Raw genomic sequence first — 12,046 nt, forward strand, 5'->3', positions numbered from 1 at the left:
CGGCTCGGGAATGCCGGCCGAGCAGGCTCCCACACGATTCGTCAGGGGCACCGCGGGCGCTTCAGTGCTAGTCCATGGGGCCATGTCCGGCGACTCACCCGTTCCGCCCCCTGGCGGCCAGCCCACCCTGCGCTTTCCCCCCGAGCTCCCCATCTCGAGCCGGGTGGAGGACATCACCCAGGCCATCTCCGCCCATCAGGTGGTCATCGTCGCGGGAGCCACCGGCTCGGGGAAGACGACGCAGCTGCCGAAAATCCTGCTCGCCATGGGGCGCGGCCGCCCGCGACAGATTGCCGTCACCCAGCCCCGGCGCATCGCCGCGACCAGCGTGGCGGCGCGCGTGGCGCGCGAGGTGGGCACGGAGCTGGGCACGGACATCGGCTACCAGATTCGCTTCGAGGACCGCTCGTCCCGGAGCACGGCCGTGAAGTTCATGACCGACGGTGTCCTGCTCGCGCAGATCCACAGCGACCCGCTCCTGCGCCGCTACGACACCATCGTGCTCGACGAGGCCCACGAGCGCAGCCTCACCATCGACTTCCTGCTCGGGTGGCTCAAGCGCCTGCTGCCCCGACGCCCCGACCTCAAGGTGGTGGTGAGCTCGGCCACCATCGAGACCGAGCGCTTCTCGCAGTTCTTCGGCGGCGCTCCGGTCATCCAGGTGGAGGGCCGCACCTTCCCGGTGGACGTGCTCTACGAGCCGCCCCCCGAGGACGACGAGCTGGCCGACTCCGTCGCCGACTCGGTGGCGAACGTCCTCTCGCTCGACCCGGACGGAGACGTGCTCGTGTTCCTCCCGGGTGAGCGGGAGATTCGCGAGGCCGAGAACGCGCTGAACGCGCGCAACCTCCGTGGCACGGTGGTGCAGCCCCTGTATGCGCGCCTGTCGGCCTCCGAGCAGTCGCGCGTCTTCGCCTCCATCCCCGAGCGGCGGGTCATCCTCGCCACCAACGTCGCGGAGACGTCCGTCACCATCCCGGGGATTGTCTACGTCGTGGACACGGGGGTGGCGCGACTGTCGCGCTACGACTCGCGCTCGGGCGTCACGCGCTTGCACATCGAGCCGGTCTCCCAGGCCAGCGCCGACCAGCGCAAGGGGCGATGCGGCCGCGTGCGCGAGGGCATCTGCGTGCGCCTCTACGACGAGGCGAGCTTCACCTCGCGGCCCGCCTTCACGGACCCCGAAATCAAACGCACGGGGCTTGCGGGGGTCATCCTGCGGATGAAGTCCCTGGGCCTGGGTGACGTCGAGGACTACCCCTTCCTCGACCCGCCCCAGCCGAAGGCCATCGCCGAGGGCTGGCGGGTGCTGGAGGAGCTGGGGGCCATCGAGGGCAAGGAGCGCTCGCTGACGCCCCTGGGGCACCAGCTCGCGCGCTTCCCCGTGGACCCGCGCATCGCGCGGATGATTCTCGCCGGCGCCGAGTACGGGTGTCAGGACGAGGTGCTCATCATCGCCGCGGCGCTCAACCTGCAGGACCCGCGCGAGCGGCCCCGGGAGCTCGCGCAGAAGGCGGACGCGCTGCACGCGCGCTTCCGTGACGAGCACTCGGACTTCACGAGCCTGCTCAAGCTGTGGGCCTTCATCCGCGAGGCCGACAGCCGCGGGACGTCCCACCTGCGGCGCGTGTGCCGGGACAACTTCCTGTCCTTCCTGCGGGTGCGCGAGTGGCGGGACGTGCAGCGTCAGCTCGAGGAGACCGTCCGTGAGCTGCGCCTGCCGAAGAAGGGCAAGGGCGCCCCGGTGCGCGGGGACGTGCTGCACCAGGCGCTCCTCACCGGGCTGTTGTCCCGCATCGGCCAGTGGAACCCGGAGCAGCGCAACTACACGGGCGCGAAGCAGACGCGCTTCATGGTGCACCCCTCGTCGGCGCTCGCGAAGAAGCCGCCGGCCTGGGTGATGGCGTTCGAGCTGGTGGAGACGTCCCAGCTGTTCGCGCGCACGGCGGCGAAGCTGGACCCGGAGTGGCTCTCGGAGGCGGCTGACCACCTGCTCAAGCGCAGCTACTCCGAGCCGCACTGGTCGGAGAAGTCGTCGCGCGCCGTCGTGAAGGAGAGCGCGACGCTCTTCGGGCTCCCGGTCTTCAAGGAGCGCCCCGTGGCCCTGGCCAGCATGGACCCGGAGCGGGCGCGACTGATGTTCATCGAGCACGCCCTGGTCCGGGGTGAGTACCGCTCCCGGGGAGCGTTTCAGGAGAAGAACCGCCGGGTGCTCGACCGCGTGGCGAGCCTGCGGGACAAGGCTCGCAAGAGCGAGCTGCTCGACAACGAGGCGCTGCTGACGTTCTTCGACAAGCGCGTCCCGGCGGACGTGACGGACGGCGCGGGGTTCGAGGTCTGGCGGCGCAAGGCCGAGGCGGCCGACCCGGAGGTGCTGGTCCTCACGATGGAGGATGCGCTCGCGTACGACCCGGGCCTGTCCGTGGCGAACTATCCGGATGCCATCAGCCTGCACGGCGTTTCCGTGCCGGTGACGTACACCTTCGACCCCTCAGCCGAGGACGACGGCATCACGCTGAGCGTGCCGCTGTTGTTGCTCGCCCAGTTGGCCCCGGGTGAGCTGGACTGGACCATTCCCGGGTGGCATCGGGAGAAGCTCACCGCGCTGCTCGAGCAGCTGCCTCGCGCCCAGCGCAAGCAGTTGGGTTCGTTGCCGGACCTGGTCGAGCTCCTCGCGAAGGAGCTGGTGCCCTTCCGCGGGCCGTTGATTCCGGCGCTCTCGCGTGGGGTGTCCCGGCTGAGCGGAATGGAGGTGCCCGAGGAGGCCTTCCGGGCGGAGGGGGTGTTGCCGTATCTGCGCATCACGCTCCGGGTGCTCGACGAGAAGGGGAAGGAGCTCGCGCGGGGCCGCGATGTCGACGCGCTGTTGGAGCAGCACGGGGGACATGCGCGGGCGGTGCTGCGCAGCACGGCGCCGACGTCGGATTGGGAGAAGAAGGGGCTGACGGCGTGGACGTTCGGGGAGTTGCCGCCGATGGTCACCCGGCGGGTCGGGGGGCTCGATGTCCGGAGTTATCCCGCGCTCGTCGACCGGGGGGCCACGGTGGACCTGGTGTTGCTCGAGACCTCCGCGGCCGCGGATGCGGCGTCGCGCACGGGAGTGCGTCGTCTCCTGATGCTCGCCGCTCGCGGGCATGTGGCCGTCAGTGCCGCGCGCATGCCGCAACCCTTCCCGTCCCTGGACGGTGCGCCGCCCGCGCGGGGACAGGCCGAGGCGTTCAAGGCGCTGGTCCTCGCACGCGCCGTCGATGACGCGTTCAAGCTCGCGCCGGGTGCGCCGCTGCCTCGCACGAAGGTGGCCTTCGAGGCGCTGCTGCGCGAGGGCTCACCGCGCATCGAGCAGGAGGCCCGGGACTGGACGAACGCCGTCGTCGTCACGTCCGGGGAGCTGGCGCAGACGCTCGCGGCGCTCAAGACGGCCTCCAAGGGGCCGAGCGGCGCGGCGGCCGTGCGGGACATCCGCTCGCAGCTCGCGCAGTTGTTCCCCGCGAAGCTCATCGAGTGGATTCCCTTCTCTCGGCTGATGCACTACCCGCGCTATCTGCGCGCGGTCCAGGCGCGGCTGTCGCGTGCGGTGGCGAACCCCGGCAAGGACGCGGCGAAGGCCGCGCCGTTCACGCCGCTGTGGGAGACCTTCCTCGCCAAGAGCGCCACCGTTCGCGACCAGGAGGCGGCGAAGGAGCTGCGCTGGGCCTTCGAGGAGCTTCGCGTGGCCATCTTCGCGCCGGAGGTGACGACGCCCGTGTCGGTGACGGTGGCGAAGGTCAGCGCGGCGCTCGCGGCGCTTCGATAGAACTGTTATAGGCCGCTCCGCTCGGCTGTATTCACCCGAGGGGGAAAACACCAAGATGTCGGAGCGGCATATTGAGATGTTCTGGCGTTGTTCGAGTTGCAACCACCGCAACCTCGGCCGCCACATGGTGTGCCAGCAGTGCAAGAACGCCAAGGACGGCAGCGAGCAGTACGAGATGCCAGAGGACACCGCCTCCGCCGTCTCGGTGACGGACGAAGCGCTGCTCCGGATGGCCACCTCCGGCCCTCACTGGCGCTGCGCCTACTGTGAGAGCGACCAGCGAGCCCTCGACGGTGGCTGCAAGAACTGCGGCGCGTCCGCAGTCTCTGGCACCAGCACCGCTGACATCGAGCAGCTCCTTCCAGACGTGCCAGCGGGTCCGGGCAAGCCCCGCCGCATCGGCTGCTACATCGTCCTGGGGCTCCTCTCCCTCTTCTGCTGCTGCCCCATGATGCGCGGCGCGATGGAGGGCGCCTCGTCCAAGACGAAGGAAGCGGCTACCGCCACCACCACCGTCAAGGGCCCCGAGTGGACGCGCGCACTCCAGGTCCAGGACGTCTCCTGGGAACACACCGTGAGCGTGGAGCGCTACCGTCTGGTGGACGAAGGAGGCTTCGAGGAGGACCGCCCGTCCGACGCCCTCCAGGTGAAGGCCCAGGGCAATCGCCACCACCACGATGACCAGGTGCTCGACGGATACCAGACCGTCGCCTACACGGAGCGCGTCCAGAAGGGCTTCACCACCGAGACCTACCGCGACAAGGAGGCCTGCGGAGAGGACTGCACCACCACGCCCGAGAAGTGCAAGGAGACCTGCACCAGCAACAAGAACGGCTTCGCCACCTGCAAGACGACCTGCACAGGCGGCGAGAAGCGCTGCAAGACGCGCTACTGCTCGGTGACGAAGACGCGCAAGGAGCCGCGCTTTGTCGACGAGCGCCGCACGCGCAAGGAGCCGCGCTACCGCAGCGTGCCGCGCGACGCCACCTGGTACACCTGGAAGGCGTGGCGCTGGACGCACGAGCGGGACGTGAAGGCCCAGGGCACCACCGTGCAGACGCACTGGCCGACCGCCGCCGAGCTCAAGCCCGCCAAGGCCCTGCGCTCCGGTGAGAAGGAGCGCGACTCCCGCGCGGCGAAGTACACCGTGCGATTCCACGGCGACGCCGAGCCCGCCATCACCTACGTCCCCGCCACACTGGAGGAGTTCCAGCGCTACGCGCCGGGCAGCACGCACACCCTCCAGAAGGATGAGGGCAAGGTCTCCGTCGTCGCCCCGCCGGCCCCTGCCCCGGCACCCGACGCGTCCGTGAAGTAACGATGCGGGGCTGCCCGGCACACCCCGGGCAGCCCTCGCCATGGGGCCCTCGTCGGGGTCATCGCCACCTCATGGCGCAATGCCTGTCACCGCTCGTGCCTTGCCACGGCGCGCCATGAATTCGTGTGCGCATGCCGCACGACTTCACTGCGAGAGAAGCTAGTCTTCGGGACTCATCCTCCGTGCAAGGAATCCCGAATGGCGACAGTCCGCTTCGACGTGCAAGGCCATGTGGCGCTCATCACCCTGGACAGGCCGGAGGCACGCAACGCCATCGACGCGCAGATGGCCTATGAGCTGGCCGAGGCCTGGGAGCGGCTTCGCCGGGATGACCAACTGCGCGTGGGAATCGTCACCGGCGCGGGCGAGAAGGCCTTCTGCGCCGGCGCGGACCTGGTGAAGACCATTCCGCTGCTCTCCGGCGCGCGCAAGCCGCAGGACCGCTTCGAGGAGGCGCTCGTCGCCGACCGCAGCTTCGGGTGGAAGGCCATCCTGCGCGACTTCGACTGCGAGAAGCCCGTCATCGCCGCCATCAACGGACACGCGGTGGCCGGCGGCATGGAGCTGGCCCAGGCCACGGATTTGCGCGTGGCCTGTCACGAAGCCTCGCTCGGCCTCCAGGAGGTGAAGTGGGGCCTGTTCCCCGCGGGCGGCTCCACGGTGCGCCTGCCCCGACAGCTCCCCCAGGCCCACGCGATGGAGATGCTCCTCACCGGCTCTCTCATTCCCGCCTCGCGGGCCTTCGAGCTCGGCTTCCTCAACCGCGTCGTGTCGCGCGCGGAGCTGCTCCCCACCGCCCTCCAGCTCGCCGAGCAGATCGCCGCCAACGGCCCCGTCGCCGTGCGCCTCATCCGCCGCTCCGTGCGTGAGTGCCTGGGCCTTCCCCTTGGGGACGCGCTGCGCCGGGAGCTCGAAATCGCCGAGCCCATCTACCAGACGGAGGACGCCGTCGAGGGTCCCCGCGCCTTCCTGGAGAAGCGCCCCGCGCGCTTCGTCGGTCGCTGAGAACCCCTGGAGCCCACACCCATGACGACGAACACTCCCTACCGTCCCCTCGCCATGCGCGGCCCCAGCGTGCGCGTCCAGTCCCGTCCGGATGGCTCGCTGCTGCTTGAGAGCGGCTACTCCTACGAGGACGTCGAACGCAGCATCGTCCACGTCCTCGCCCGACAGGCCCGCGCCATCCCGGAGCGCATCTTCCTGGCGCAGCGCACCCCGGATGGCACGTGGCGGGAGCAGACGTACGCGGACATCCACCGGCAGGCGCGCGCCTTCGCACAGGGTCTGCTCTCGCGCGCGCTGCCCGAGGGCCGCTCGGTGATGATTCTCTCCGGCAGCTCCATCGAGTTCGCCGTGGTGATGCTCGGGGCCATGATGGCCCGCGTCCCGGTGGCCCCCATCAGCGTGCCCTTCTCCCTGTGGAGCGCGGACCACGGCAAGCTGCGCCACGCCTTCGCCGTGTGCCGGCCCGCCATCGTCTACACCGATGACGCGGACCGCTTCGCCAAGGCCCTCCAGGCCCTGGACCTCACCGACGTGGAGGTCATCACCGCCACCGGCACCCCGGCGGCGCCCCGTCACTCGCGGCTGTCCTCCTGGCTGGACACGGCGCCCACGTCCGCCGTGGACGACTCCATCGAGCGCATCCACCACGACACCGTGGCCAAGTGGATGTTCACCTCCGGCTCCACCGCTCAGCCCCGCTGTGTGGCGCAGACACAAGGGATGATGTGTCACCAGCTCGCGAGCTGGGCGGCGCTGGAGATGCCCGCCTCGGACCGCTCCGCCCCCGTCATCCTCGACTGGATGCCCTGGAGCCACGTGGGCGGCGGCAACATCGGCTTCAACCACAACCTGCTGCGCGGAGCCACCGTCTACCTGGACGAGGGCCGGCCGATGCCCGGCCTCTTCGAGAAGACCATCGCCAACATCAAGAGCGTGTCCCCCACGGAGTTCTCCTCCGTGCCGGTGGCCTTCCGCATGCTCGTGGACGCGCTGCGCACCGACGCCGAGCTGTGCCAGGCCTTCTTCCGCCGACTGGAGACCATGGCCTACGGCGGCGCCGCCCTGCCCACGCCCGTCGCCAACGAGCTGCAGGCGCTCGCGGTGAAGACGGTGGGCCACCGCATCCCCTTCACCACCATCTACGGCGCCACCGAAACCCAGTGCATCACCCAGGTGCACTGGACCACCGACGACACAGGGCTCGTGGGCCTGCCCCTGCCCGGCGTGCAGCTCAAGCTGGTGCCCACCGATGACCGCCACGCCCTGCGCGTGAAGGGCCCCACGGTGACGCCGGGACACGACGCCGAGCCCACCGGGCGACAGGGCTTCGACGAGGAGGGCTTCTACGAGCTGGGCGACGCGGTGCGCTTCCTGGACCCGGCGCGGCCCGAAGCGGGGCTCGTCTTCGCGGGACGACTGGCCGAGGACTTCAAGCTCAACACCGGCACGCGCGTGGCCGCGAGCGCCCTGCGGCAACAGGTGCTGACCACCGCCGCGCCGCTGCTCTCCGACTGCGTCATCTGCGGGCTCGGGGAGGAGGCCGTCGGCGTCATGGCCTGGCTCAACCCCAACGCCATCACCGCCCTGCTCGGCCCCGCGCCGGCGGACACGCCGCCGCACGCGCGCCAGGACGTGCTGGCCCGGCTGCGTGAGACGCTCGAGGGGCACAACCGCGCCTTCCCGGGCTCGTCCCACGCCATCCGCCGGCTGTTGCTGGTGGCCGAGCCCCCGTCCTTCGATACGCACGAGCTGACGGACAAGGGCTCCATCAACCAGCGCGTCGTCCGCGACAATCGCGCGGGCCTGGTGCGGGAGCTGTTCGCCCCCGAGCCTGGCGCTCGCGTCCTCGTCCTGGCGTGAGTCACCGAGGCCGGGTGCGTACTTCCCGGCCTCGTCCTCCCGTGGGCGTCAGGTGCCCACGGCCCTCTGCCCCAGGGGGAGGCCCTGAAGGAAGGTGTCGAGCGGGGAGATGAGCGCCTTCATCCCCTCGGGCGACGTGGGCCAGTGGCCCTGCCCCGCCAGCTCCACGTACGCCTTGGGGATGTCCCCGAGCTGCTCGTACGTCTTGCGGCTGTACTTCATGGGGAACATCCGGTCCTGCCGGTCATGCATGACCAGGAACGGGAAGCGCGCGGCTCCGAAGGGGACGCTCTTCTTGTAGTCGGACATCACGCTGACCATCGCCCTCAGCGTGCAGCTGCCGCCCACCAGCGGGTCCTTGCCGTACGCGTCGTTGAAGTCGACCGAGTCCGACAGCCGCGAGTACTGGAGGAACGCCTTCACCGGCACGCGCACCTTGGGCAGCAGCTTCGCGAGCCCCCGGAAGAGGCTCACCACCAGCGGCATCGCCTTGCCGGGGCTGAACTCCGTCTGGATGAACTCGCGATCACTCGGGTCCACGCAGGCGTACCAGGCCATGACGTCCACCGGCGTGCGCTCGGCGGCGAGATAGGACGTCATGCCGCCGAAGCTCAGGCCGAAGGTGACGACGGGGCCCTTGAACTCCTGGCGTGCGCGCTGGATGACGTCCACCAGGTTCTTCACGTGCGCCTCGAGCGTGTAGTCGCCCAGGCCCTGGCGGTCCAGGCCACAGCCCTCGAAGTCGAAGGTGATGACGTTGTAGCCCAGCTCGCGCAAGAGCAGCGCCGGGTAGGCGAAGAGCCGCCCGTAGGACACCGAGCCCGGCACCAGGATGATGACGGGCCGCTCGGGACTGGCTCCCGGATAGAGGTCCAGCGCGTGCGTGCGGTGCTGTCCACGGTACGTGCTCTCGCGCACGTGCCGCGTCCACTGCCGCAGCGTCTCCTCGCCGCCGTACCAGCGCAGCAGGTAGTTCTTCCAGTACTCGGACCCCGAGTAGGGCAGCGGGCCGCTCACGCCCGGGGCCTCGCGATGACCTCGAAGGGCTTCCAGATGTAGTCGATGATCTCCGTCACCTTGTAGCAAGCGCGCGGCTCGGCGGACTTGAAGAAGTTGGTCGCGAAGTCCTTGCAGGCCACCTGCTTGAGCGGCCAGCGGTAGCGCTCGATGACCACGCGGCGCACCACGCCATCCTCATTGACGGTGTAGGCGCGGTCCAACGTGTTGGCGATGTCTTCGATTTCCGGGTCCACCGTCACCGGGGCGTGGTCATCCAGTTCGTAGCGCACGAAGCGGTCGCCGGTGCGCAGGTCGACGCGGTTGCCGGTGCGCGTGGTGATGCAGGACTCGATGACGATGTCGGTGAAGAGCTTCAGGCCCGTGCGCGCCATGAAGCTGGGCGAGCGCACCGCGGTGAAGTACAGGCCCTTGTCCTTCTTCTCCTCGTTGTACTCGGCGTCCTCCAGCAGCGTGCGGAAGAGGAACGCCTGATACGTGGGACGCATGACGGGGGGCAGGAACTGGGGCCCCATGCGGTGCGGCGTCACGTTCACCAGGGACACGACGGACTTGCCGCCCACCGAGCGCACCTTCAACTGCGAGGGGATGTGCTGCTTCATCTCCTCCAGGTCCACGGTGAAGTGGACGATTTCGATGTCATGCAGCTTGCCGGCGAGGGTGATGGGGAGGTCTTTGAGGCTCATGGGTTTTTCCTTGGAAGTGATGGGAGAGGGATGACGACTAGGATTTGAGGAGTGCCTGGAGGCGCGCGTTGACCTCGTCCTCGGACATGGCGTCGACGTCCAGGGCGGGCTCGGTTGCGGCCGGAGACTCGGGCGGCGGCGCGGCGCGCTTGAGCCCCGCGAGCATCCGGTCCACGTGCGCGTCCAGGCTCAGGTCCTCGAAGAGCTGGGACATGGGCAGCGACACCCCCAGCTCCTTCTCGAGCACGTTCTTGAGCTGCAGGCCCGTGAAGGAGTCGAAGCCCAGCGAGATGAACGTCGAGTCGAACGCCACGGTGTCCTCCTTCGCGAGTTGGAGCACCTTGCGGATGCGCTCCTCGAGGAAGGACTTGAGCTGCCCCCGGGCCTGCGCCGGATCCGCGGAGAGGGACAGTCCGCCCATGGACTGCGTGGAGCGCGGAGCGGCGGTGCTGGCCGAGCGCGGCGCCTCGAGCGGGAAGCGGCCTTCCGCGTCCGCGTGGGCCACGATGTCCGCGTAGGCCTGCGGCGCGTCCAGGTAGCGCTGGTTCATCGAGAGCAGGACGTCGCGGCTGAGGAACGGCTCCTTCTGCAGCGTGAGCACCAGGTACTGCGCGAGCCCCGTGCCCAGCAGCTTGCCCAACATGTGCGGGCCCACGATGAAGGCGCTCTCGGCGGCGGTGATGTTCTGCTTGAGCCGCGCCATGGACGCGTCGTACTCGCGGTCATCGAAGAAGTTGCTGATTTCGCGGCTCAGGTCCACGCAGCCGATGATGCGCAGCCCCGCCTCGGCGAAGAGCTGCGCCCATTCCTTACGCGGCAGCAGGTGGGCCTCGGACTCCTCGTGGCGCAGCGTCTCGTCCACGGTGGAGACGATGTCCGACGCCACCAGCAAGCCACCGTTGGCCAGGTGCCGCTGGATGTTGGCCAGCACGCCGCGCTTGTCCTCGATGTGATGGATGACCTGGAACGCCTGGATGAGCTCGTACTGGTCCGGGAACTCGTCCTGGGAGCTGTCGCGGTTGAACAGGCGCACGCGGTCCTGCAGGCCGCGCTCCTTCACCTTGCGGCCTCCCGCCTCCACCTGCGCGAGGGTGATGTTGTAGCCGTCCAGCTTGAGGTGGGCGTGGTTCTTCGCCAGGTCGATGAGGTCGGACGCGTAGCCGCAGCCGATGTCGAGCACGCGCCGGATGGAGGAGAAGTCCACCGCGCGGTAGGTCACGGAGCGCAGCTCGCGCAGCGCCTCGCCGTAGACGTGCTCGAACTGGACGTGGTCGTCCTCGGGGAAGAGGTCCGGGTAGAAGACCTTGAGCCACGAGAAGCCCTTGGGCACCTCACGCAGCGGAGCCCAGTGCAGGTACAGCTCCTGGCCTCGCGTGTTGAAGCGCTCGAAGGAGCGGCCGAAGTCGGAGTACACGTCCGCCACACCCACGCTGCCCAGCTCGCTCGAGGCCTGGAGCTGCGAGGCCACGCGGACCACGGACGAGGTGGACGGTGAGGACACGCGGGGCTGGGGCACGGGCTCGGCGTGCCAGTGGCGACGCCGCTGGAACGGATACGTGGGCAGGGACACGGTGCGGCGCGCGTACGGCTTCTCGTACTCGCTCCACGCCACCTCCACTCCCTTCACGTACAGCGCTCCCAACCCCTCCAGCACCGTCTCCCACTCCCCCTTCCCCTTCCTCAGGCTCGCCACCCACTCCAGTCCCTCCTCCTCCAGCGTCTGCCTCCCCATCCCCACCAACACCGGCGCGGGCCCCACCTCCACGAAGACGCCCACCCCCTCCTTCCTCAGCGCCTCCATCCCCTCCGCGAAGCGCACCGCCTCCCTCACGTGCGTGCGCCAGTACTTCGCGCTCGCCACCTCCGCCCCCGCCTTCTTCCCGCTCACATTCGAAATCAGCACCCGCTTCGGTGCTTCCAACTTCACCGCCCCCACCCTCGCCTCGAAGTCCTCCAGCATCGGCTCCATCTGCGGCGAGTGGAACGCGTGCGACACCTTCAGCTTCTTCGTCTTCGCCCCCTTCTCCGCCAGCCGACGCTCCGCCTCCTTCACTCCCTCCTTCAGCCCCGCCACCACCCACTGCTTCGGCCCGTTGCGCGCCGCAATCGACACGCTCGTCTCCAGCCCCTTCACCGCCTCCGCAATCCACTCCTCCGGCCCCTCCACCGCCACCATCTCCCCTTCCCCTCCCAACCCCTGCATCAGCCGGCCTCTCTCCGCCACCAGCTTCAGCGCGTCTTCCATCCCCATGACGCCCGCCACCACCGCCGCCACGTACTCCCCCACGCTGTGCCCCAGCACCGCGTCCGCCTCCACTCCCCAACTCCTCCACATCCTCCACAGCGCGTACTCCACCGAGAAGAGCG

The 12,046-nt window shown here is 69.4% G+C and carries 7 protein-coding genes; 4 read left to right on the top strand and 3 right to left on the bottom strand.

Annotated features, from left to right (window positions below; genetic code table 11):
• Positions 1-82 precede the first annotated feature (82 nt).
• The 4 genes from hrpA to LXT21_RS43275 all read left to right on the top strand — a co-directional run bounded on the left by hrpA (position 83) and on the right by LXT21_RS43275 (position 7,976).
• Positions 83-3,793, top strand: a complete 3,711-nt coding sequence (gene hrpA, locus LXT21_RS43260; protein ID WP_254044118.1) for an ATP-dependent RNA helicase HrpA — start codon at positions 83-85, stop codon at positions 3,791-3,793.
• Between the two features lie 55 nt (positions 3,794-3,848).
• Positions 3,849-5,111, top strand: a complete 1,263-nt coding sequence (locus tag LXT21_RS43265; protein ID WP_254044119.1) for a hypothetical protein — start codon at positions 3,849-3,851, stop codon at positions 5,109-5,111.
• A gap of 198 nt (positions 5,112-5,309) precedes the next feature.
• On the top strand, positions 5,310-6,116 hold the full coding sequence (locus tag LXT21_RS43270) for an enoyl-CoA hydratase-related protein (protein WP_254044120.1): 807 nt from the start codon (positions 5,310-5,312) through the stop codon (positions 6,114-6,116).
• Positions 6,117-6,137: 21 nt separating this feature from the next.
• Positions 6,138-7,976 carry an AMP-binding protein gene (locus LXT21_RS43275; protein WP_254044121.1) on the top strand — a complete coding sequence of 613 codons (1,839 nt, stop codon included), beginning with the start codon at positions 6,138-6,140 and terminating at the stop codon, positions 7,974-7,976.
• A 48-nt stretch (positions 7,977-8,024) separates the two neighbouring features.
• On the opposite strand, the gene LXT21_RS43280 is transcribed toward LXT21_RS43275, so the two are convergent.
• The 3 genes from LXT21_RS43280 to LXT21_RS43290 form a co-directional block, all read right to left on the bottom strand.
• On the bottom strand, positions 8,025-8,993 hold the full coding sequence (locus LXT21_RS43280) for an alpha/beta fold hydrolase (protein ID WP_254044122.1): 969 nt from the start codon (positions 8,991-8,993) through the stop codon (positions 8,025-8,027).
• The gene (locus tag LXT21_RS43285; protein WP_254044123.1) at positions 8,990-9,679 is read right to left on the bottom strand and encodes a DUF2071 domain-containing protein; all 690 of its coding nucleotides are present in this window, start codon (positions 9,677-9,679) and stop codon (positions 8,990-8,992) included. Before LXT21_RS43285 ends, LXT21_RS43280 begins: the two co-directional genes overlap by 4 nt.
• Positions 9,680-9,716: 37 nt before the next feature.
• The coding region (locus tag LXT21_RS43290; protein WP_254044124.1) for an acyltransferase domain-containing protein at positions 9,717-12,046 on the bottom strand (2,330 nt) is incomplete at its 5' end.

It is taken from the genome of Myxococcus guangdongensis (assembly GCF_024198255.1).
Classification (GTDB): Bacteria; Myxococcota; Myxococcia; order Myxococcales; family Myxococcaceae; genus Myxococcus; species Myxococcus guangdongensis.